The organism is Methylocystis bryophila (genome assembly GCF_027925445.1).
In the GTDB taxonomy this organism is placed as follows: Bacteria; Pseudomonadota; Alphaproteobacteria; order Rhizobiales; family Beijerinckiaceae; genus Methylocystis; species Methylocystis bryophila.
On sequence record NZ_AP027149.1, the window covers coordinates 3150160 to 3171851 of the forward strand.

Genomic DNA, 21692 nt, shown 5'->3' on the forward strand with positions numbered 1-21692 from the left:
CGCCTTGCTTTCTCGGCCTCGCAGCCGCGCGGAAATCAAGCCCCGCGGATGAAAACGCCCCGACCGTAGCTTTGACGATCGGGGCCTCTTCGTTCTTCAGGAAGATCGACGGCGGGATGCGACTCGAGGCCGCATCCTCGAGCGCGTTTCCTCAAGCCCGTCCGTCGCGGCGATCAACCGCCAAAGGCCGTGCGGCGCCCGCGAGATTTTTCCGCCCGCGCCGGACGCGCGCCGTTTGGGCGCGATCCATCGCGATGCTGACCCTCGCGGCTCGGCTGCGGCCGCCCATTGCGGTTGCCGCCGTCGCCTTTCGGCGCGCCGGCGTTGCGATTGCGAGGCGCCGGCTTCGCCTCCTCGTGGCGCGCCTCGGCGCTGCGTCGATCGGTGAAGGCCAAAGTCTGGCGCGTCAGTTTCTCGATCTGGCGCAGCAAGGGCCGCTCGCCATTGTCGCACAGCGATATGGCGCGACCCGACGCGCCGGCGCGCGCCGTGCGGCCAATGCGATGAACATAGGCTTCGGGCGTTTCCGGCAGCTCGTAATTGACGACATGCGTCACGCCGTCCACGTCGATTCCCCGCGCGGCGATATCGGTCGCAACGAGAACGCGCGTGTGCCCGCGTCGAAAACCGTCGAGCGCGCGCAGGCGCTGATTCTGGCTCTTGTTGCCGTGAATAGCCTCGGCGCCGACGCCTGCCGCGCCCAAATGCTGCGCCACTCGATCAGCGCCGCGCTTGGTGCGCGTGAAGACGATGGCGCGCGCAACCTGCGCATCCGACATCAGTTCCACCAGGATGTCGCGTTTGGCCCCGCCGTCGACGAGGAACACATGCTGGTCGACGCGCTCGGCGGTCGTCGCGACCGGCGTGACGGAAACCTCGGCCGGCTCATGCAGCATGTCGGCCGCGAGTCCCGCGATCTCCTTCGGCATGGTGGCGGAGAAGAGCAGCGTCTGCCGCTCTCTCGGCAGCTTTGAGACGATTTGGCGAATCGGGAGGATGAAGCCGAGATCCAGCATGTGGTCGGCTTCGTCGAGCACCAGAATTTGCGTCGCGGCGAGCTTCAGACGGCCGCTCGCGACGTGATCGAGCAGACGGCCGGGCGTCGCGACCAACACTTCGAGGCCGCGCGAAAGCATTTCGACCTGCGGGCGGTGCGAGACGCCGCCGACGATGACGCCGACGCTCGGGCGCATGAATTGGCCATAAGCGCGGAAGCTGTCGGCGATCTGCGCCGCGAGTTCCCGCGTCGGCGCCAGGATGAGCGCGCGGGTCGTGAAGGGCGCGGGGCGGCGGCGATCTTCGAGAAGCCGGTTCAGAATCGGCAATGCGAAGGCCGCCGTCTTGCCCGTGCCCGTCTGAGCAATGCCGAGCAGATCGCGGCCCTGCATGAGATAGGGGATGGCCTGCGCCTGAATGGAGGTGGGCGTTTCATATCCTTCGTGCACGAGGGCGCGAAGCAGCGTCTCGGCGAGGCCGAGATCGGAAAATTTGGTCACGTAGCGTCTTTCATAGGCGGTCGCGGGCTCCCGCCTCGTCGAAAGGCGGAGTCCGTCGATCCGGGATCAGGGAGGCCGGCCCCGCGTATCGGGCCGTCAACTGAGGATAGGGAGGCTCGACAGCGGATCGGGCGGCCGAAAGCGGCAAGGTCCTGATCTACGCGGCTGGAGCGCCTCATGCTGCGACGCAGCAGCGCTTGGGTACAGCAATGCTGTGCTGAGGTCAATCGTCGGTTCGCGCCGCAGCGCGGCTTTGACAGGGCATACGCCAGAATTATCGCGGGGGCTAATGGAGCAGACAGGCGGCGACGGCCTCTTCATTCCATTCGAGCCCGACGCCCGGGCTGTCTGGGATCTGCAGCGCGCTGTCCTTCAAAACATAGGGCTGCGCCAGGATCGGATTGATCCAGTCCTGCCATTCCAGCCAGTGGGCGGTTTCCGTGACGCGCATCACATGGGCGGCGACCTCCGGATAGAGATGGGTCGACATCGGAATGCCCGCAGCCCCGGCGAGAGCCGCCGCGCGCATCCAACCGGTGACGCCGCCAATCCTCATGAAATCCGGCATAACGAGGTCGCAGGCCTTTTTCTGGATGGCCTTATGCATCTCGCGCGGCCCATAGAAATTCTCGCCGAGCTGAATCGGCGTCTTCAGACTCGCCACAAGCCGCGCATAGCCATCGAGATTGTCGTAGACGATCGGCTCCTCGATCCAGGCTAGGCCGTGATCGTCGATCGCATGGCAGCGTTCGAGCGCTTCGGCGAGGTTCAAACCCTGATTGAAGTCGACCATAAGACGCATGTCATCGCCGACCGCATTGCGAACGGCGTCGAGCGCCGCGAGATCGTCGCGTAGGCGATCCCGACCGAGCCGCAGCTTCAGGCCCGTGAAGCCGCCCTCATCGCGCAGTTCGAGCGCCTCAGCGGCGAGCGCTTCCGGCTCTCCTAGCCAAAGACCGTTGCTGTTGTAGGCCTTCACCGGCCCCGGCGACCCGCCCAGCAAAACGCACAAGGGCAGATTGGCGGCCTTGGCGAGCGCGTCCCAAGCCCCCATATCGAGGCCCGAGGCCGCAATGAGGGTCAGTCCTTCATAGCCGACGAAATGCAGCGACCGTCGCGCAGTTTCAAACAATTCTACCGGCGCGATCGCTCGGCCCTTCATCAAGTCGGAGAAGTCGTTGAGCGCGGCGACGATGTAGCGCATCGACTTCACGACATAGGGCCCGAGATAGCTGCGCCCGACGACCCCTTCTTCCGTGTATAGGTCGATCAGCACGACCGGCCATTCCGTAAGGGTGGCGATTTTCGCAACAATCGGGCGCTTGAGCTTCAGGACCAGCGCGCGCGCCCTCAATTCACGGAAGGTCAGCTTGGGCGGCGTCATGGCGCTACTTGGGGCCGTATTGCATCAAGCCGTTGCCAAAGGACCAATCCTCCCGTCCGTTCTCCAACAACACGATCACAATATCTTCCTTTCTGATATTTTGACTCTTGTGGATCTCGTCGACGACCCTTGCGTAGAACCCCTGTTTTGTCTCCACGGAGCGGCCGCCGAGCCAGATGACCTGGATGAAGATCATTTGCTCAGAATAGGCCGCTCCAAGATAGCCTTCGGCAGGATAGATAAGCTCATCGGCCTCATGACGCGTGACAATTTGGAACTTGTCATGCAGCGGGACTCCGGCAATTTCGATCATCGCGCCATAGACGGCCTGGCCGACCGCGCGGATCAGCTCGCTTGACGCCTTCTTGTTCACATCGATCCGAACCAGCGGCATGTCCGACCTCCGTAACGAGTGGTATAAATCCGACGCTTGACGCCCTGTTCTCACGTCGTAACGAGGCCGCGAGTTCCCTCTCCCCGCAAGCGGGGAGAGGGAGATGCGCGCGATCGACTCACTTGCTTTGTCACAACGCCTTGGGGCGGCCTCACGGCGCGTCCTCGATTTGATCCAGCAATTCGGTGATCCGGTTGACCTGCTGCAGCAGTATTCCGCCGACCGCGAGGGCGAACCAAACACCGACAACGAAACCCCAGTGGATCGGAACGGCGAAGAATTCTTCTCGAAACCAGAAGGTGTGACCCCACTCGTTGAATCCGACGCTCACGAAGATCATGAAAGGACCGACGACAGCGAGCGTGAGGGGTACGGAGATCCCCTTCGCGTAGAGCGGGAGCCTCGTTCGCGCGTAAATCCAAGCCGAGCCGCCCATGAGAATGTAGAAGGGAAAATTGAAGTAAAATTCGATGATGTGGTTGGCCGTGAAGGGCGTGTCGCGAACGGCCACCTGATGCCAAGAATTGTCTTGTTCCGCGAAGTAGCTGCCGGCCCAATAGACGCCGAAGGTATAGATGCTGATCCACATCGTCAGGGTGAAATAGCGCGTGAGCTCCTCTTTCGGCGTGATCGCCTCGAGATCGCGATCGCGCGTCAACCAGAGGTATCCCCAGAGAGTTGGGAAGACCACGGCAAGGAAAGCCGCCTCCAGGTAGAGAAGGCGCATCCAATGAGCCTCGAACGCCGGCTCACTCGAGTCGAGCCCGGCTGAAATGCCGAATGCGCCCTGATAAAGCCGGAAGCCCACATAGATCGCCGTCATCCCCACGAAAGTGGCCAGGTATTTGGGAAGATCGCGAAGGTACCAGGGCAATCCTCCGATCTCGCCTGCTGAGGAAGCCGCCAAAGCCTGAGGTGAAAGGGACATGTCATTTCTCCGTGGTGGCCGAGCCCGTGGCTGAGTTGAACTTTGGAATCACCGCCGAGGCGACGCTTGCGATGTGGCGCGCGCCGGTGGGGTCGGCGAGGAAGAGAAGTCCGCCGATGCGGCTGTCGGCGTCCCGCACGAGACCGTCGAGCCGTTCCTTTTGCCAAAGCGCGTCGGCCGCGGTGATGCGGAGCGCGCGCGTTTCGCCCGGCGCGATGGCTTCGGCCCTGTCGATCGTCAACCCATCGCGGACGACGCCAGCATCGGTGTTTCGACTATTCTGCTGATTGGCGTCGTTCGCTCCGGGCGCCAGGAAGCGCACATTCGCTGTCGCGAATTCCGTCACGCGCACCGGCTGGTCCGATCCGTTGTGGATGAGGGCGAAAAGGGTGACAGCGCGACCGGGAATGTTGAATTCGACGCGTTGAATTTTCGCGCTGACAAGTCCGCTGTTCACGATCGGCGGCAGTGGATTGATTTGGTCCAGCGCCGCTTGCAGCGGGATGGCGTAGGGATATTGGCGATCCGCAAGCGCGTTAGCCGCAAGCACAACCGCTGGAACTCCCACAAGGATTGCGAGGGCGATTTTCTTATCGACAGGAGAAATCAGTTCGGCGTCGCGTCCCTCGCGGACCCTCCTGAACCGCGGCAGGAACAAAGGCCGACGCACCCACCAAACGAGCCAAGCCGATCCCAAGGCAATCCAGAGCAAATGCCAGATGACGCCGTTGACGAGCCCATAACTCTCCATGTCGATCACGGCGCCATCGAGTGTTTTCACCGGGTTCACGAAAGCCGCGGGTTGACCGGAAATTTCGACCCATTCGCCAGGCCCCATTACCGGTCCCGCATCGTGCAGGTTGAAGAAGGGATGGATGTGGAAGCGCCCGGGAACACGCGCTTTGAGCACGATCTTGAACTCGTAATCGCCGCCAAGTTTCAAAGCGAAGGAGCTCACCGACGGTTGTCCATTGATGTATCGTTCCGTGCGAACCAATACGGGCCCTGGCGCCGACACGTTGAGATAGGCTGCATCGGGCTTCGCCACGCCGCGCGGCCAGTCCTCGGCGACATGGAACTTGCCCGTCAGTACGACCTCGTCATTGACGGCAAGAATGTTCTTCGACCATTCCACGTCGTAGAATTGAATGGTGCGCATGCGAACGAAAGGCTCAAGCGCTTTCTCGCCGTGGGCGAGCGCCGCAGTTGGGGAGCCGAGCTGAGCGACGACGGCGAGGCCGAGGCCGAGGAAAAGGCTTTTCAGCGAGTTTCTCATGGACGCGCCCCTTAGATATTTTTGACGTATTTCGTGGTGGCGAAAGCTTTGCCAAGCCACCACCACAGCGGGTACATCAGCGTGCAGAGAAGAGCCGCGCAAAAGGCCGACAGAGGCGTTGCGTATTGGCCGTAAGTGCGTAACGTGCCCCTCTCGATCAAACGAAGATACTCCGGCGTCCCGGCTCTCACGTATTGGAAGCCGAAGAGATCGGCGACCGTCAGCTGCGCGCCGCCGTACTCGACCGGAACGTGAAACATCGCAAAAATGGGCCAGTTGCTCGGATAGAAGAGCAAGGCGAAGGCCATGCCGCCGAAAATGCTGGTGATGGTCAGACTGTTGCTCAGCATGAGGACTGCGTCGAGCACCAAGGCGCTCGGCAACATCGTTGCGGGAAGAACCTCGTTTATGGGGAAGTAATTCCACAGATGGTAGGCGAAGACCCGCGTGATCCAGGTTCCGATCAACAAGCAAGAGATGCAGAGCGTCGCGCCAAGCGGCAAGCGGAAGTTTGGCCAGAGCACCGCTTGAACCGCTGCAGGGAAGGTGATCATCATCAGCGGTGTGATGAGTGGCCACCATTGGCGGTCTTTCCAATCCAACCAAAAATCCCAGTCGCCCACCGTGAGCGCGACATGGAGATGAAAGGCTCCGACGAAGAGAAAGAACGCCAGGACGAGGATGAGATAATCATAGGCCCGGCTCAGGCGCGCTTTTTCGCCCGCATAGGGTTGAACGGCGGATTCCAAGTCTGTCGCAGTCATTTCGCTCCCCGTTTGGAGACCTCGAGGCTGGCGCAAGCCTATGTGACCGCGCCCATGCAAGGCCGCGGGCAAAACACCAACGCCTGCTGACACACTAGGAAGGGCTGTCCGTTCTGTTAAATGATGATTTTTGATAGGGGCATGAATCTAATCGCTCGCGAGATTCAGCGGGCGCATAAGAGCGGTGAGAGCAAGATCATCATCGGTCCCAACATTCGCGAGAAGACGGCGAGGAGCGAAATGTCGGAGCTGCGGAATTTCGATCTCAATCTTTTGGTCTCTTTCGATGTCTTGATGGAGGAGCTAAGCGTCTCCCGGGCTGCGGAACGAATGTTCGTCACGCAATCGGCCATGAGCCACGCGCTTCAGCGCTTGCGGCAGCAATTCGGCGACCCGCTGCTGGTTCGCACGCCAAGCGGCATGAGACCGACGGAGCGCGCGCTCTCCCTCGTTGGACCGGTCAAGGCCCTCTTACGCGACGCGAAAGGCCTGATCCATGCGCCGGATCAGTTCATCGCTGCGGAGAGCCGCCAGCGCTTCACCATGGCGGCGACGGATTACATGGACCTTCTGGTCGCGCCCTTGCTGATGGAGCGCATCGAGTCGACGGCTCCTGGCGTCGACATCCATGTCAAACGCACCGAACAACCATTTCCTGAGCAAGACCTTGAATATGGCGAGCTCGATGTTGTTCTCGGATTTGAGGCGGTCTTGAAGCCTCCGAGTCATTTGGTGAGGGAATATCTATTCGACGATCGCATGGTCTCTGTCGTGAGACGCGGGCACCCCATGGCCCGCGGGGAGGCGCTCACGCTCGATGACTACCTAGCCATGAAACACGTGCTGATCTCGCGAACCGGAACACGGTTTGGCGTCATCGACGATTGGCTCGCCGAACGAGGCCTGTCCCGTCGCATAGCGCTGATCGTTCCTCATTTTTTATCGGCGCCGTTGATTGTGGCGCAAACTGAGATGGAGCTGTCTCTGCCGGAGCGAGTCGCGAATGTTTTTGCGGCTTCGACGCCGTTGAGCATCCTCACCCTGCCCATCGACTTGCCCCGGTATAATCTCGTTATGGTGTGGCATCCGCTGCGCGAGAAGGATTCGTCGCATCGTTGGTTCCGTGAACAGATTATATCCGCCTGTCGCGAACTTGCCTCGCCGAGAGACTAGCGCGTTTCCCGCTCGAACGGAATCGTTCGAGCGATAAGGAATCGCGCGAAGTCAAAAAGTTAGAGCATGTCTTGACCGGAAAACCGCTTCGCACTTTTCCGTGACATGCTCGAGCCTTCATCGGCCCGGCATGCCTTCCGCCAACGCCTTGACCTCAATCAGAAGATAGGGCGGCTTTGAAAGATCCGCGCCGCCGTTCAGCGCAGCCGAGCGATGGAGTTGGTTCACCACGGCGTATAATTTGCCGCCAGGGCCAAAGGCCAAAGAATCCACCCATGCGAGCTCCGGGCTTTGCGCTAGCCGCAAATAGTTTCCGTCCGGCTTGATCACGCCGATCGCATTTTCCGCGAGGTCGCCAAGGTAGATGTTCCCCGCCCGGTCGATGGTGACGCCGTCGCATATCGGCTTGGCGCTGTACCGCTCAACTTTGGCGGCCAAGGCTTTTTGGTCAAGGCTTTCGTCTGCAAGATCGGCAGCCTTGAGGCGATAGAGAGAGGTCGAATGCATGGGGCCGAAATAGACCCATTCATCTTCCAAATCCTCGGTGACGGGGTTCACTCCAATTCTTGGCCGCGTAACGCGACCCTCCGCATCCTTGGTCTCGATGGGTCGTCCGTCGATGAAGAGATCGATCTTCTCGGGCGTGACGCTCGGATGTCCCTCCAGCACCCGTCGAGCGGCGCCTGTCGCCAAATCGACGACAATGATCGCCGCATTCGCGCCGCCGGCGGGATCGACGATGAATATCCGATTGTGCCGGCTATCCACGGTGAAGTCGTTGACGAAGGCGTTCTTCGGCGCGATGGGTTCGGGCAGGTAAATCACTCGGTGGAGCTTGTCGCTCCGTGTATCCCAGCCGACGAGCTTGGGCGTGACGCCGCTTCGCATGCCGTTGTCGAGCATCCAGACAACGCCCGCTCCATCGGTGCGAACGCCGAGCACCGAGTCGAGGGTCAAACCGGAAGGGTGACTCCTGTCGTTCAGCGCCGCATTTGGGAAGGGCGTGATGGAGCCATCCGGACGCCACTCCACCACCGACGCCTTCGGGGCGTAGAACTGATGCTGGCTCATGATAATTCTGCCAGTCGGCGTCGCCGTGACGTTCCCTGGGCCTTGTTGAAGCTTGCCGAGGATCGAGAAATTCCCGGTTGTTTCCCCGAAGGCGCCGCTCGCCATGAGCAAACCAAGGAGGGTGAGAAGCGATAGTTTTTGCAAGGGAGCCTCCCAAAATGCGCGCAAGGAGGCCACAGTAGTGGGGCCGGATAGAGCGCCGGAAATGAATTCTTTCGATCATCGCTTGAATTCTTTTCATTCCACCGCGGCCTACCTCCGGCCGAAAATTCACCCCAAAATCTCCTATCCTGCCCGGACTCCGGTGGCCTTTACCTGCGGTAGTCAGTAAATGCTTGCTGCGGTGGGGCAATTTCGCCTGCGGCGAACGGAAGATCCGATTGGGGCCGTCAACGCCCCTCCAAGCCGACCCCGTCGGGATGCGTGTGGGGGAGTCCCCTCCCTGCCCGCGCCGCGCTAATCTCGGACCCATCCCGGCGCCGATTCCGGCGCGCCCGATTCTCCGCGAGGCCGTCCTTGCTCACATTCCAAAATGTCGGCCTGCGCTACGGGACCGGAGAGGAGACGCTCAAGGATCTGAATTTCTCCCTCGCGCCCAAATCCTTTCAGTTCCTTACAGGGCCGTCCGGGGCTGGCAAGACGACCCTCTTGAAGCTCCTCATGCTCTCGCTCAAGCCCACCCGAGGCAAGATTGAGGTGTTCGGCAAGGACGCCGCGACCTTCGACAAGCCGGCGGTGACCGAGATCCGCCGCCGCTTCGGCGTCGTCTTTCAGGATTTTCGCCTGCTCGACCATTTGACGCTCTACGAGAACGTGGCGCTGCCCCTGCGCGTTCTCGGACGCGAGGAGGCGGACTATCGCGCCGAGGTCTTCGAGCTCTTGCGCTGGGTCGGTCTTTTCGAGCGGCGCTACAGCCCGCCCAGCGTGCTCTCGGGAGGCGAGAAGCAGCGCGCGGCGATCGCGCGCGCGGTCATCGGGCGCCCCGAGTTGCTGATCGCCGACGAGCCGACGGGCAATGTGGATCCGCCGCTCGCGCGCCGCCTTCTGCGACTCTTCGTCGAGCTGCACAAGTCGGGCGCGGCCGTTGTCATCGCGACTCACGACCTCGATCTGATGGATCAATATGAGGCGGCGCGCCGCCTCGTGCTGGCGGAAGGGCGGCTGCATGTCTATGAGTGAAGGCCCCCTCGAGACGATGCTCGCCGCGCCGGAAGCAAAGACGGCGGAGGAGCCGCCGCCGCCGCAAAAGCCATTGGCGCCAACCGATTCGGTTGCGGGACGTTCGCTTGTGATCGTCATCGCGATCACGACGTTCCTTGCCGCGCTGGCGGCGGGCGCAGCGCTGCTCGTCGCCGACGCCAGCGCCGATTGGCGCAAGGAGCTGGCGCGCGAGATCACCGTGCAGGTGAAGCCGGTCGAGGGGCGAGACCTTGAGGCCGACGTCCAGGCGGTGACGCGGACCGTCCTGACGGCGAGCGGCGTGCGCGACGCGCGTCCTTATACGAAAGAAGAGTCGGAAGCCCTGCTCGCGCCCTGGCTCGGAGAGGGACTGAATCTCGCCGAGCTGCCGACGCCGCGCATGGTCGTCGTCAAGATCGACCCGAGCCGTCCGCCCGATCTCGCAAAGCTGCGCGCCAGTCTCGCCCAGGCGACGCCCGCCGCCGTGCTCGACGACCACCGGGTCTGGCTCGAGCGGCTGTCGCGCATGGCGGGCACGGTCGTGGCGCTCGCCGCGCTTGTTTTCGTCCTCATCGTCGCGGCGATGGCCGTGGCCGTCGCCTCGGCGACGCGCGCGGCTGTCGCCACCAATCGAGAGATCGTCGAGGTCCTGCATCTCGTCGGGGCCGACGACGCCTTCATCGCCAGCGAATTTCAGCGCCGCTTCCTCGCGCTCGGGTTGCGCGGCGCGGCGATCGGCGGCGGCGCCGCGACGCTGTTCTTTCTCGTCGCGCGTATTGTGGCGCGGAGAATCGTGGCGACGCCGAGCGGCGAGCAGGTCGCGGCCATGTTCGGCGAGGCGGCGCTCGACGCCCGCGGTTTTGCCGCGATCCTACTGCTTGCGGCCGCGGCGGCTCTCGCGACGGGCCTCTTGTCTCGCCTCATCGTGCTCGGACGGCTGCGCGAGCTGGAGTGAGGACGCGGAAGTTCGGGCGGCAATTCCGCACAACCGCGCGGCGCTGGACAGGCTGGCGGCGCCGTCGCAATGATGGCTCGACGGCGACGGTCTCGCCAGCCGCGCTTTTCGCGAGCGCGGCGCTCACCGAGAAGGGGACGAGCATTGCAAGCGCAGCGACGCCGTTTCTGGCTTGGCGCGGCCTCGCACGGCTTTTGCGCGCTCGCCTTTCTGACGGCCTTGCTCACTGCAGGCTTTATTGGCTTTGCCGCCTCGTTGGCGCGCGAAGAGCATCCGTTGGAGCTCGACGCCGAAGGCGTCGTGGTGCTGACGGGAGGCTCTGATCGGGTGCTGCAGGCCACCGAATTGCTGGCGCGGGGCCAGGCCCAACGACTCTTGATCACGGGCGTCAATCCGATGACGCACGGCGCCGCGATCGAACGGCTTCTTCCGATCTCGCGCCAGCTGTTCAATTGCTGCGTCGATCTCGGCTATCAGGCGCAGGACACCGAGGGCAACGCCCGCGAAACCCGGGATTGGATGCAGCGACGCGGGCTTGTCGGCCCGCTCATCATCGTAACCTCGAACTATCACATGCCGAGGGCGCTTCTCGAGCTTCAGTCGGCCCTGCCAGGCGTTGAGCTTTACCCCTACCCTGTCGTGGGCGAGCATGTCCGCGTCGAATCTTATTTCGAAGACCAGCGCGTCCTGCGCCTGCTGCTGCGCGAATATCTAAAATATCTGCGCGCTTTGGCCCGCACGAGATGGGAAACCATTTCGGCGCGACCTGTCTAGAGCATGTCACGGAAAAGTGCGAAGCGGTTTTCCGATCATGACATGCTCTAACTTTTTGACTTAGCGCGCTTCCCGCTCGAACGATTCCGTTCGAGCGGGAAGCGCGCTAGGGCCTGTCACGCAAAGGTGCGAAACGGTCTTTCGCCCACCGCTTTAGGAGACAGCTTTTTTCGCCATAACGAACGAGCCGCCGGAACGCGATTCGTCTCTTGCGCCTGTCGCGCCCGACCGTTCGACAAAGTCGCGCAGAAAATTGAATTCGTCGATGCTCAGAACGACGAGCCTGTCACGACCATTCTTCGTGACGATGATAGGCGCGTTCAGCGCAAGATCGCAGTAGGCGCTGAAGCGCTTCGCCATCTCGGCCGAACTCACCCGCTTCAACCCGGCGCCCGGGCCGTCCGCGGAGGGAGATTCGTCGCTCACAGCAGTTATCCTCTTGCCTTTCTCGCGCTTCGCGTGTGTGCGCGGATACTGACTCGCTTCGCGACATTACACAAGTCGCCGTCGCCGCCGGGTCGGACAAAGCTCGATCGTCGCGGCGTCAAGGTTGAACGTAAAGCGCGCCGCGCCTGCCGGGGTCTCTTAAGGAAGATTGCGCACAAGCGCGCCGTTTCAACGGATTTGAGACCAACAAGCCGCTCCGCAGAGGCAAATTGGCGCCCGGCATGTGACTGGGGAGGAGTAAAGCGAAGGGCTTCGGGGAGCCGGACCGAACTCATCATTTCTTAACCATCTGTTTCAAAATGAGAAAAGAATCTGCAGGGGCTCCGACTGCAAATATTGCGGAAAATACGGATTTAACATAAAATGATCATTGTACGGCTCGATCCGTGCAATCGAAGCTACGCTTTTGAAAAGGCGAGGTGAGGATATGCGTAACGTCAACATCAAAATCGCGTCGACGGTGCTGGGGCTCGGTCTGCTTTGCGGTTTGGCCACGAGCGCGGTCGCCGGAGTTCCGTCCTTGGCGCAGAACGACGCCACGAAGGTCGAGGCTCCCGTGGACTATGTGCGGTGGTACTGCCATCGTCATCACCACCACATCTACACGCAGCTCGTTGCGGCAGGGACGGTCACCTATCCGGTCTATCGCATCGAGCACTACAAGATCGACTACAGGTCCCCGGTCTTCGCTTACGCCGCGCCTGTCGCGCCCGCCCCGGTCATCCCGATCCTCGGCTGGTTCTTCTAAACGGTCCGGACGGATCCTTTTGAGCTGCGCGTTCGAGCCATCGAATGCGCAGCTAGTCTTAGAGCATGTCACGGAAAAGTGCGAAGCGGTTTTCCGGTCATGACATGCTCCAACCTTTTGATGTGGCGCGTTTCCTTATCGCTCGAACGACCGTTCGAGCGGGAAACGCGCTGGCGTCGAAGGCGCATATCTCGGCCTTCAACGATTCAGCGCGGCATCACCGCCCAGTAATCGAGGTCGAGCAGAACGGACGGGTCGGGCTTGCCGTCGGGTCCGGTGAGCGGAAAGTCGGCGCAAGGCCTGTCCCTCGCGGCAACTAGGCGTAAACGCAACGCGCCGATGTCGTCGCGCCCCGGAATCTCGGCCTTGTCCAGCACCTCGCTCCACGCGAAGATCGTCCCGCCGGAAAAGAGCGGATTGACGTGCTTTCCGCCGTTGATCGCCGAGATGTGAAACGCGTTGGCGAGCCCGTTGAAGGAAATCGCGCGGGCCATTGAGATGACGTGGCCGCCGTAGATGATGCGCTTGCCGAATCGCCCTTGCGATTCGTAAAACTGATTGAAATGCACCTTGCTGTTGTTTTGATAGAGCCGCGTGGCGAGCTGATGCTCCGCCTCTTCGACGGTCATGCCGTCGATATGATCAATCTTCTCACCCTTCTCATAATCGTCCCAGAGGAAAGGCGAGCCCGCGAGCGCCCGATCGTAAGCCGCGACGTCGATCTTGGGGACGGCCTTGCCGAGATCCTTGGGCTCAACCGATTTCGGCAAGCTGGGGACGACTTCGGCTCCCACCGACGCGCTTTTGTCGCGCTTCTTCACCATCACCCAGCGGGCGTAATCGAGCACGACGTCGCCATGCTGATTGCGCCCTGTGGAGCGCACATAGACGACGCCTGTCTCCTTGTTGGAGTTTTCCTTCAGACCGATCACCTCGGAGGTCGCGGTCAATGTGTCGCCGGCATAGACTGGCGCAAGAAATTTGAGATCTGCATAGCCGAGATTAGCGAGCGCGTTGAGCGAAATGTCGGGCACGGTCTTGCCGAGCACGAGATGGAAGACGAGCGCGTCGTCGATCGGGGCCTCCTTATAGCCGATCGCCTTGGCGAAAGCCGAGGAGGACTGCACGGCGAAGCGCGGCAGATAAAGCGCCGTGTAAAACGAAACGTCGCCCACTGTGACGCTGCGCGGCGTCGCGTGGCGGATGATCTGACCGAGCGAGAAATCCTCGAAGAAATTTCCGATGTTCGATTTTTGCGCGGTCATCTTCTAAAGCTCGTTCCTTCAGCGTGGACCTTGCGCCAGCAATTGCGCCAGCGCTGTCTTGAGGCTCGCGGGATCCCCCGCGACGTGAATTTTCTTCAAGCGCGCCGTCTGGCCCGACACGAGCGTGAACGCGCTTTTTGGCGCATGCAGCGCCGTGGCGAGGAGAGCGATCAGGGCGGCGTTGGCGCGCCCGTCCTCCGGCGCCGAGCGAACCCTCGCCTTCAGGACCACGCGCCCGTCCGCGAGCGTCTCGATCCCTTCCAGCGCGTCGCGGCCGCCTTTGGGCGTCAGCCGCAGCCAGAGGGCGAGGCCATCCCGCTCTTCGATCCAGGGATCAGCCAAGCGCGCCGTAGCTGGCGCTATGGGCGATGATATCGCTCAAGAATTGCAGGGCGAGCAGGACGATCATCGGGGAGAAGTCCAGCCCGCCGAAGGTCGGAATGACACGGCGGATGGGTTCGTAGACAGGCTCGGTCATGGCCGCGAGCGCCCGGCGAATCGAATAGACCGTGCTCGAACGCGTGTTGATCACGTCAAAGGCCACGAGCCAGGAAACGATGAAGGAGGCGACGACAACCCACCAGTAGATGTCGATGACCGTCAAAAGCAGCTTGATCACGGCGTATTGCATTTGCCACTCACTATTAGCGCGCTCTTCCCTCGAACCACTCTTTCGAAGAGGAGGAATCGCGCCACCTCTAACGCCCGCCGCGACCGCGCGCAATCGGCGCCTGAAACGCCGAAAATCAGCGGCGGCGCAGAATCGATTGACAGAGCCGAGAGGCGCAGTGTAGTCAGCGCCCCTGGCCGGGGCTGTAGCTCAGATGGGAGAGCGCTGCAATCGCACTGCAGAGGTCCGGGGTTCGATTCCCCGCAGCTCCACCAGGGAAAACCCCCAAAGAATCCAGACGGTTGGGACAGGCGCGAGCGGAGCGAAGGTCTAGAGTCTGTCCCCGAGGCGCGCAAAGCGATTTCTCGGCCAGGACATGCCCTAGCCGTCCGCCGGTCTCCTCGCTGCGCCGCGCATCTCGGGCAGCGCCGTCGCGGCGATCCTGACGACCTCGCCCAAGTCTTCCGCGATGACCATGTCCCCGATCGTAACGATGGCTAGTCCCTTGGATATCTCGGTCACGGCGAAAATCCAGTTGGCCCGCGCCAGTCGGGAGAAATTGTTGAAGGCGGACTCGACCTGCACGACGGCGCTGCGCGACGGCTGCGCCCCGCGATGACGTTCTACGACCTGCGCATGGTCAGGCTGCCGAGGAACGATGACGCGCATCCTTGACCTACCCCGCTGGACTTGAAACTACGCTCCCCAATCCTCGTGAAATACGCCCGGATTAGTCCGCAATTGTGGCGCTGGCGTCGGAGGCGCTCGAGACCGGCTACGCGCTTCGCTCGGGCGCGCGTCCGCCGAGGCGCGCCATGATCCTTGCCCATCGCGCTCCCGCCCAGACGCTGAAACGGTCGAGATACAGGTAGATCACGGGCGTCGTGTAGAGCGTCAACGCTTGGCTCACGATCAGCCCGCCGACGATGGCGATGCCTAAAGGCCGACGAACCTCGCCGCCATTGCCGAAGCTCAAGGCCAACGGGACCGCGCCAAGGATCGCCGCCATCGTCGTCATCATGATGGGGCGGAAGCGCAAAAGGCAGGCTTCGTAAATCGCGTCGTAAGAGGAGACGCCTTGAACGCGCCGGGCCTCGATAGCGAAGTCGATCATCAAGATCGCGTTCTTCTTGACGATGCCGATGAGCAGGATCACGCCGATGAAGGCGATGACGCTGAATTCCGTGTGGAAAATCAGCAGCGCGAGCATCGCGCCGACGCCGGCCGAGGGCAGCGTCGAGAGGATCGTGATCGGATGCACGTAGCTTTCGTAGAGCATCCCGAGCACGATATAGACGGCGACGAGGGCCGCCATGATGAGCAAAGGCTCGGTCTTGAGGGATTCCGTAAAGAGCTGGGCGGTGCCAGTCAGCGAGCCCTTGAGCGTCGGCGGCATGCCGATTTGCCGCGTCGCGCGTTCGATATCCTCGAGCGCCTGGGAGAGAGAGGCGCCCTCGGCGAGATTGAAGGAGATCGTCGTGGCGACGAAAAGCCCCTGATGATTGATGGCGAGCGCGGTGTGGCCGGGGCTGAAGCTCGCGACGCCAGGGAGCGGAACCATGGTCTCCTCGCTCGTGCTGACCGATGAGCCCGTGGAGGCCGTGGCGGTGCCGACGACGGCGAGCGCATTGGTCGTCGCATTCCGCGCGGTGGCGTTGACGGCGGCCGCGGCGGCGGCGGCAGTGGCGGCGCTGGTCGACGTTGTGGAGGGCGTGACCGCCTGCTCGGTCGAAGCGACCGCGGTGCCGACCGGCGCGTTGGTCCGCGCCGTGCCCCTTGCGGGCGCGCCGGCGGTCGAAACATAGATTTCGTTGAGAGCGTCCGGCCGCTGCGTGCTGCGCGGGTCGATCGTCATGACCACGTGATACTGATTTTGCGCCTGGTAGATTACCGAAACCTGCCGCTGGCCAAAGGAGTCGTATAGCGCGTTGTCGATCTGCGCGGCGGTCAGTCCGAGCCGCGACGCGGTGTCGCGATCGATGTTGACGTCGGCCTCGAGCGCCCGCAGCTGCTGATCGGAGCTCACATCGCGCAGCACGCCGCCTTTGTTCAGCGCGTCCACGAGCTTCGGCGTCCATTCATAGAGATCCGCGCCCGAGCCGAGCAGCGTATATTGATAGAGCGCGTTCGACGATCGCGCGCCGACGCGAAAATCCTGAATGGCGCTCAAAAAGACCTCGCCGCCCGGAATTTTCGAAAGCGCCGGGCGCAACCTCGCAATCACCTCCTCGGCGCTATCGTGACGCTCTTCGAGCGGCTTCAGATTGACATAGACGGAAGCGGTGTTCACCGCAGCCGCCTGCCCGCCGCTCCCGACGCCCGTGAAGCCGATGACATTGTCGACGGCGGGATCTTTCCGCACGATCGCGATCATCTGCACGAGCTTCTTCTGCATGGCCTGGAAAGAGACGGACTGATCCCCCCGCAGCACCCCCGTAAGACGCCCCGTGTCTTGGGTCGGAAAAAAGCCCTTGGGGAGGACGCCAACGAGCCAGACGTTGAGCGCCACCGTCGCGAGAAGGATGAGCATGATGGTTCGCGGATGCCGCAAGGCCACAATGAGGCTCTTCTCATAACCCTCGAGCATGCGCTCAAAAAAGGTGCGCCTCCCAGGGCGTAACACTTCCGCCGCTTCTTTCTTGCGCAACAGCAAGGAGCAGAGCATCGGCGTCGTCGTCAGCGAGATCACGAGCGAGATCAGAATCGCGATCGATAACGTCAGCGCGAATTCACGGAAGAAACGGCCGGGAATCCCGCCCATGAACAGAATCGGCGTGAAGACCGCGACGAGCGACAGGCTGATCGACAGGACCGTGAAGCCGACCTCGCGAGCGCCGCGAAGCGCGGCCTCTCTTTGCGGCATCCCGGCTTCAATGTGCCGAGCGGTGTTCTCGACGACGACGACGGCGTCATCCACGACGAAGCCCGTCGCGATCGTCAACGCCATCAGCGAGAGGATGTCGAGCGTGAACCCCGCAAGATACATGACGCCGAAAGAGCCGACGATCGAAACCGGCACGGCGATGCTTGGCACGATCGTCGCACGGACGTCACGCAAGAAGAAATAGACGACGCCGATGACGAGCAGCACTGCAATGACCAGCGTCATCTCGGTGTCCGCAAGTGAAGCTCGGATCGTCAGCGATTTATCGCCAGCGATGACGACGTTGATGTCGCCGGGCATCGCCGCCTCGAGCGCGGGGAGCTCGGCCTTGATGCGCTCGACGGTGTCAATGATATTGGCTCCGGGCTGCGTGAAGGGAATCACCGCCACCGCCGGATCGTCGTTGAAATAGCCTGCGTTGCGGACGTCTTCGACCGAGTCGGTCACCGTGGCGACATCGGAGAGGCGAATCGCGTTGCCGTTGCGGTAGGCGATGACGAGCGGGGCATAATCCTCGGCCTTGGTGGCCTGATCGTTGTCGTAGATTTGAAAGTGCTTGGCGCCTTCCTCAATCGCGCCCTTGGGACTGTTGGCGTTGGCGGAAGCCAGCGCCGCGCGGACGTCCTCGAGGCCGATCCCGAATTTGTTGAGCGCCTCGAAATCCAGCTCGACGCGCACCGCGGGCAGCGTCGCGCCGCCGATGATGACCTGGCCTACCCCCTCGAGCTGCGACAGCCTTTGTTGCAGCACATTGCTCGCCGCGTCATAGAGCTGCCCGCGGGTCAGCGTCTTCGAGGTCAGCGCGAGAATCACGATCGGCGCGTCGGCCGGATTGACCTTGCGATAGGTCGGATTGGTGCGCAGATTGGTTGGAAGATCCGCGCGCGCGGCATTGATCCCCGCCTGTACGTCGCGCGCGGCGCCGTCGATGTCGCGACCGAGGCCGAACTGCAGAGCGATGCGCGAGATGCCGAGGCTCGACGACGAGGTCATCTCGCTCACGTCGGCGATCTGGCCGAGATGGCGCTCGAGAGGGCTGGCGACGCTGTTTGCGACCGTCTCGGGGCTGGCGCCCGGCAATTGGGCGAGGACGATGACGGTCGGAATATCGACCTGAGGCACAGGCGCGACCGGAAGGCTGAAGAAGCCGAGCGCGCCGGCGATGGCGAGACCAATCGTAAGAAGCGTGGTCGCGACCGGGCGCGCGATGAAGGGCGCCGAAATGCTCATGGCGGCGGCGCCGGGAGCGTCGACCGCCAGCCGAAGCGCTGCGCGAGCCGATCGAAATAAAGATAGATCACGGGCGTCGTGAAGAGGGTCAGCACCTGGCTGACAATCAGCCCGCCGACGATCGCGTAGCCCAAGGGTCGCCGCAATTCCGATCCCGCGCCCGAACCCAGCATGAGCGGCACGGCGCCCAAAATCGCGGCCATCGTCGTCATGAGGATCGGACGAAACCGCAGGAGGCAGGCCTGCAGGATCGCCTCGCGCGGCGCCTTGCCTTCGTTGCGCTCGGCGTCGAGCGCGAAGTCGATCATCATGATCGCGTTCTTTTTGACGATGCCGATGAGCAGGATGATTCCGATGATCGCGATGATGTCCAGCTGATAATTGAAGAGCATGAGCGTCACGAGCGCGCCGACGCTCGCGGAAGGAAGCGTCGAGAGAATCGTGATCGGGTGAATGTAGCTTTCGTAAAGCACGCCCAGCACGATATACATGGCCGTGATTGACGCGAGAATGAGCAGCAGCTGATTGGTGAGCGACGAGCGGAACGCTCCCAGCACGCCCTGATAGGCGACGATGAAGCTCCTGGGCAGCTGCATGTCCTTGATCACCCGGTCGAGCGCCTCGGAAGCGGCGCCGAGCCTCGTATGCGGGCCTAGATTGAAGGAGATCGTCGTCGCGGGGAATTGGCCGAAATGCGTGATCAGCAGCGGCGATGTCCGTTGTCGGACATGGACGATCGCATTGAGCGGCACTTGCCCAAAGGTCGTCGAAGTGGAGGACGGCAGATAGATCGCCGAAAGATTGTCGATATGCGTCTGAACCGCGGGATCAGACTCCAGGATCACGCGATATTGGTTGTTCTGCGTGTAAACGGTCGAGACGATGCGCTGTCCAAAGGAATCATAAAGCGCGTTATCGATCGTCGCCGGGGTGACCCCGAACCGCGCAGCGGTCGCGCGGTCGATCGTGAGATCGAGGCCGAGGCCGCCCTGCTGCAGATCGCTCGCGACGTCGGCAAGCTCCGGTTGCTCCGCGAGTCGCTGCACGAGCTTCGGCACCCACTCCTGAAACTCCTGCATGCGCGGATTTTCCAGGATGAACTTGAATTGCGCGCGGGTCACGGTCGCGTCGATCGTCAGATCTTGCACCGGCTGCATGTAAAGCGTGACGCCTGCGACGCTTGCGACCTGCGTCTGCAGCCGCTGGATAATTTGCGAGGCGCTCAGACTACGTTGATCAAAGGGCTTCAAGTCGATGATGAAGCGTCCGTTGTTGAGCGTCGGATTGGCGCCGTCGACCCCGATGAAGGAGCTCAAGCTTTCGACGTCCGGGTCCCTCAAGATCACCTTGGCGAGCTCGCCCTGCAGGCGCGCCATCTCCGCGAATGAAGCGCTTTGCGGCCCGACCGAGATCGCCTGAATCAAGCCAACGTCCTGGACGGGGAAAAAGCCTTTGGGGATGACCACGTAGAGAAGCGCGGTCACAGCCAAGGTCGCGAGAGCGACGAAGAGGGTCAGCGGCTGATGATCGAGAACGACCAGCAAGGCGCGGTCGTAGGCGTCGATGAGCCAATTGAATCCGCGCTCGGCCGCGAGGTCGAAGCGGCTTCGCTCCGATTCGGGACGATGATGAATAAGCCGGGCGCACATCATCGGGACGAGGGTGAGCGACACGAAGGCGGAGATCACGATCGTCACGGCCAGCGTGATCGCGAACTCGTGAAACAAGCGGCCAACGACCTCGCGCATGAACAAGAGAGGGATCAGCACCGCGATGAGCGAGATCGTGAGCGAGATGATGGTGAAGCCGATCTGCCCTGCCCCTTTGAGAGCGGCCTCCATGGGCTCCATGCCCTCCTCGACGTAGCGCGCGATATTCTCGATCATGACGATCGCATCGTCCACGACGAATCCCGTGGCGATTGTGAGCGCCATCAGCGAAAGATTGTCCAGGCTGAAACGCCAAAGATACATGACGCCGAGGCAGCCGATGAGCGACAGAGGCGCCGAGAGGCTCGGGATCAGCGTCGCGGCGATGGTGCGCAGAAAGACGAAGATCACCAGCACGACGAGCACGATGGCGAGCCCGAGCTCGAACTCGACGTCGTCAACGGAAGCGCGGATCGTAGAGGTGCGATCGCTGATGATGTCGAGATTTACGGAGCCCGGCAGGCTGTCCTTGAGCGAGGGCAAAAGCTTTTTGATTCCATCGGCGACATCGATGACGTTGGCGCCGGGCTGACGGCGAATGTTCAGAATGATTGCGGGCGTTTCGTTGGACCAGGCGGCCAGCAGCCTATTTTCGGGCCCGCGGATGATCGTGGCCACGTCCTTCAGCCTGACGGGATTGCCGTTGCGATAGGCGATGATGACCTGCGCATATTGGTCGGCGTCGAGCAGCTGGTCGTTGGCGTTAATCGTGTAGGCCAGCTCAGGGCCGTCAAAAAATCCTTTGGGCGTGTTGACGTTCTGATTGTTGAGCGTCGTTCGCACGTCGTCGATATTGAGCCCATAGGCGGCGAGCGCGCGCGGATTGAGCTGAACCCGCACCGCGGGACGATTGCCGCCGCTGATCGCCACCTGACCCACGCCCGCCTGCTGCGAGATCTTCTGAGCGAGCCGCGTCTCGGCGAGGTCCTCGATATCGATGAGCGAAAGGGTCTTCGAGGTCAGCGCCAAGGTCAGAATCGGCGCATCGGCGGGATTGACCTTGGAATAAACGGGCGGCGTAGGCAGATCCGCCGGCAGCAGGTTATTGGCCGCATTGATCGCGGCCTGCACTTCCTGCTCGGCCACGTCGAGCGAGAGATCCAGACTGAACTGCAGCGTGATGATCGATGCCCCGGCGGAGCTCGTCGAGATCATCTGGTTGATCCCTGGCTGCTGACCGAGCTGCACCTCGAGCGGCGCGGTGACAGACGAGGTCATGACCTCGGGGCTCGCGCCAGGATAGAAGGTCTGCACCTGAATGGTCGGATAATCGACCTCGGGCAGCGTGGCGAGCGGCAAGAGGCGGTACGCCACGAGGCCCGTCAGCAGAATCGCCACCATGAGCAGGGAGGTGGCGACCGGCCGCATGATGAAGGGCTCGGAGACGTTCATCGATCCTCTGTCG

Annotated in this window: 19 protein-coding genes and 1 tRNA gene; 6 read left to right on the forward strand and 14 right to left on the reverse strand. The window is 62.1% G+C overall.

What is annotated here, in order from left to right:
- Nucleotides 1-173: 173 nt before the first annotated feature.
- From QMG80_RS14675 to amoA, 6 genes are all read right to left on the reverse strand, one after another.
- On the reverse strand, nt 174-1496 hold the full coding sequence (locus QMG80_RS14675) for a DEAD/DEAH box helicase (protein WP_085769850.1): 1323 nt from the start codon (nt 1494-1496) through the stop codon (nt 174-176).
- A gap of 286 nt (nt 1497-1782) precedes the next feature.
- The gene (locus QMG80_RS14680; RefSeq protein WP_085769851.1) at nt 1783-2880 is read right to left on the reverse strand and encodes an enolase C-terminal domain-like protein; all 1098 of its coding nucleotides are present in this window, start codon (nt 2878-2880) and stop codon (nt 1783-1785) included.
- Between the two features lie 4 nt (nt 2881-2884).
- Nucleotides 2885-3274, reverse strand: a complete 390-nt coding sequence (locus QMG80_RS14685; RefSeq protein WP_085769852.1) for a tautomerase family protein — start codon at nt 3272-3274, stop codon at nt 2885-2887.
- A 151-nt stretch (nt 3275-3425) separates the two neighbouring features.
- Entirely contained in the window at nt 3426-4202 is a 777-nt protein-coding gene (gene amoC, locus QMG80_RS14690) for a bacterial ammonia monooxygenase, subunit AmoC (protein WP_085769853.1), read from the reverse strand.
- A gap of 1 nt (nt 4203) precedes the next feature.
- Entirely contained in the window at nt 4204-5478 is a 1275-nt protein-coding gene (gene amoB / locus QMG80_RS14695; RefSeq protein WP_085769854.1) for a bacterial ammonia monooxygenase, subunit AmoB, read from the reverse strand.
- An 11-nt stretch (nt 5479-5489) separates the two neighbouring features.
- Nucleotides 5490-6242, reverse strand: coding sequence for a bacterial ammonia monooxygenase, subunit AmoA (gene amoA, locus QMG80_RS14700; protein ID WP_085769855.1), 753 nt, complete (start codon nt 6240-6242; stop codon nt 5490-5492).
- A 141-nt stretch (nt 6243-6383) separates the two neighbouring features.
- On the opposite strand from amoA, the gene QMG80_RS14705 reads away from it, so the two are divergent.
- Nucleotides 6384-7415, forward strand: a complete 1032-nt coding sequence (locus QMG80_RS14705) for a LysR family transcriptional regulator (RefSeq protein ID WP_245300012.1) — start codon at nt 6384-6386, stop codon at nt 7413-7415.
- A 117-nt stretch (nt 7416-7532) separates the two neighbouring features.
- Here the strand turns inward: QMG80_RS14705 and QMG80_RS14710 are convergent, their stop codons facing one another.
- Entirely contained in the window at nt 7533-8630 is a 1098-nt protein-coding gene (locus tag QMG80_RS14710) for a major royal jelly family protein (protein WP_245300013.1), read from the reverse strand.
- A gap of 372 nt (nt 8631-9002) precedes the next feature.
- On the opposite strand from QMG80_RS14710, the gene ftsE reads away from it, so the two are divergent.
- The 3 genes from ftsE to QMG80_RS14725 all read left to right on the forward strand — a co-directional run bounded on the left by ftsE (nt 9003) and on the right by QMG80_RS14725 (nt 11394).
- Nucleotides 9003-9665, forward strand: a complete 663-nt coding sequence (ftsE, locus tag QMG80_RS14715; RefSeq protein ID WP_085769857.1) for a cell division ATP-binding protein FtsE — start codon at nt 9003-9005, stop codon at nt 9663-9665.
- Nucleotides 9658-10620 (forward strand): cell division protein FtsX, encoded by a 963-nt coding sequence (locus QMG80_RS14720; protein ID WP_245300014.1) that lies wholly within the window; start codon nt 9658-9660, stop codon nt 10618-10620. The genes ftsE and QMG80_RS14720 overlap by 8 nt, the downstream gene beginning before the upstream one ends.
- Nucleotides 10621-10764: 144 nt before the next feature.
- Nucleotides 10765-11394 carry a YdcF family protein gene (locus QMG80_RS14725; RefSeq protein WP_245300015.1) on the forward strand — a complete coding sequence of 210 codons (630 nt, stop codon included), beginning with the start codon at nt 10765-10767 and terminating at the stop codon, nt 11392-11394.
- A 153-nt stretch (nt 11395-11547) separates the two neighbouring features.
- Here the strand turns inward: QMG80_RS14725 and QMG80_RS14730 are convergent, their stop codons facing one another.
- Nucleotides 11548-11820 (reverse strand): type II toxin-antitoxin system Phd/YefM family antitoxin, encoded by a 273-nt coding sequence (locus QMG80_RS14730; RefSeq protein ID WP_085769859.1) that lies wholly within the window; start codon nt 11818-11820, stop codon nt 11548-11550.
- A 448-nt stretch (nt 11821-12268) separates the two neighbouring features.
- Between QMG80_RS14730 and QMG80_RS14735 the strand changes: the two genes are divergently transcribed.
- On the forward strand, nt 12269-12589 hold the full coding sequence (locus tag QMG80_RS14735; RefSeq protein ID WP_085769860.1) for a hypothetical protein: 321 nt from the start codon (nt 12269-12271) through the stop codon (nt 12587-12589).
- 206 nt (nt 12590-12795) lie between these two features.
- On the opposite strand, the gene QMG80_RS14740 is transcribed toward QMG80_RS14735, so the two are convergent.
- Genes QMG80_RS14740 through QMG80_RS14750 form a run of 3 tightly spaced genes read right to left on the reverse strand, consistent with a single transcriptional unit; the run spans nt 12796 to nt 14485 of the window.
- Complete coding sequence (locus tag QMG80_RS14740) at nt 12796-13854, reverse strand: MaoC family dehydratase (RefSeq protein ID WP_085769861.1); 1059 nt, start codon at nt 13852-13854, stop codon at nt 12796-12798.
- An 18-nt stretch (nt 13855-13872) separates the two neighbouring features.
- Nucleotides 13873-14196, reverse strand: coding sequence for a DUF167 family protein (locus QMG80_RS14745; RefSeq protein ID WP_085769862.1), 324 nt, complete (start codon nt 14194-14196; stop codon nt 13873-13875).
- Nucleotides 14189-14485 carry a YggT family protein gene (locus tag QMG80_RS14750; RefSeq protein ID WP_085769863.1) on the reverse strand — a complete coding sequence of 99 codons (297 nt, stop codon included), beginning with the start codon at nt 14483-14485 and terminating at the stop codon, nt 14189-14191. Before QMG80_RS14750 ends, QMG80_RS14745 begins: the two co-directional genes overlap by 8 nt.
- A gap of 178 nt (nt 14486-14663) precedes the next feature.
- On the opposite strand from QMG80_RS14750, the gene QMG80_RS14755 reads away from it, so the two are divergent.
- Nucleotides 14664-14739, forward strand: a tRNA-Ala gene (locus tag QMG80_RS14755).
- A gap of 106 nt (nt 14740-14845) precedes the next feature.
- Here QMG80_RS14755 and QMG80_RS14760 read toward each other — a convergent pair.
- The 3 genes from QMG80_RS14760 to QMG80_RS14770 form a co-directional block, all read right to left on the reverse strand.
- Nucleotides 14846-15133, reverse strand: a complete 288-nt coding sequence (locus QMG80_RS14760) for a hypothetical protein (RefSeq protein ID WP_085769864.1) — start codon at nt 15131-15133, stop codon at nt 14846-14848.
- Between the two features lie 106 nt (nt 15134-15239).
- Nucleotides 15240-18578 (reverse strand): efflux RND transporter permease subunit, encoded by a 3339-nt coding sequence (locus QMG80_RS14765; protein ID WP_085769865.1) that lies wholly within the window; start codon nt 18576-18578, stop codon nt 15240-15242.
- A complete protein-coding gene (locus QMG80_RS14770) occupies nt 18575-21679 on the reverse strand; it encodes a multidrug efflux RND transporter permease subunit (protein WP_085769866.1) in 3105 nt (1034 codons plus the stop codon). Before QMG80_RS14770 ends, QMG80_RS14765 begins: the two co-directional genes overlap by 4 nt.
- Between the last annotated feature and the right edge of the window lie 13 nt (nt 21680-21692).

What these genes read in the sequence shown, in the direction of transcription:
- QMG80_RS14680 (WP_085769851.1), bottom strand. Translation starts at nt 2,880, where the DNA reads ATGACGCCGCCCAAGCTGACCTTCCGTGAATTGAGGGCGCGCGCGCTG.
- QMG80_RS14685 (WP_085769852.1), bottom strand. Translation starts at nt 3,274, where the DNA reads ATGCCGCTGGTTCGGATCGATGTGAACAAGAAGGCGTCAAGCGAGCTG.
- amoC (WP_085769853.1), bottom strand. Translation starts at nt 4,202, where the DNA reads ATGTCCCTTTCACCTCAGGCTTTGGCGGCTTCCTCAGCAGGCGAGATC.
- amoB (WP_085769854.1), bottom strand. Translation starts at nt 5,478, where the DNA reads ATGAGAAACTCGCTGAAAAGCCTTTTCCTCGGCCTCGGCCTCGCCGTC.
- amoA (WP_085769855.1), bottom strand. Translation starts at nt 6,242, where the DNA reads ATGACTGCGACAGACTTGGAATCCGCCGTTCAACCCTATGCGGGCGAA.
- QMG80_RS14705 (WP_245300012.1), top strand. Translation starts at nt 6,384, where the DNA reads ATGAATCTAATCGCTCGCGAGATTCAGCGGGCGCATAAGAGCGGTGAG.
- QMG80_RS14720 (WP_245300014.1), top strand. Translation starts at nt 9,658, where the DNA reads ATGAGTGAAGGCCCCCTCGAGACGATGCTCGCCGCGCCGGAAGCAAAG.
- QMG80_RS14735 (WP_085769860.1), top strand. Translation starts at nt 12,269, where the DNA reads ATGCGTAACGTCAACATCAAAATCGCGTCGACGGTGCTGGGGCTCGGT.
- QMG80_RS14740 (WP_085769861.1), bottom strand. Translation starts at nt 13,854, where the DNA reads ATGACCGCGCAAAAATCGAACATCGGAAATTTCTTCGAGGATTTCTCG.
- QMG80_RS14750 (WP_085769863.1), bottom strand. Translation starts at nt 14,485, where the DNA reads ATGCAATACGCCGTGATCAAGCTGCTTTTGACGGTCATCGACATCTAC.
- QMG80_RS14760 (WP_085769864.1), bottom strand. Translation starts at nt 15,133, where the DNA reads ATGCGCGTCATCGTTCCTCGGCAGCCTGACCATGCGCAGGTCGTAGAA.
- QMG80_RS14765 (WP_085769865.1), bottom strand. Translation starts at nt 18,578, where the DNA reads ATGAGCATTTCGGCGCCCTTCATCGCGCGCCCGGTCGCGACCACGCTT.
- QMG80_RS14770 (WP_085769866.1), bottom strand. Translation starts at nt 21,679, where the DNA reads ATGAACGTCTCCGAGCCCTTCATCATGCGGCCGGTCGCCACCTCCCTG.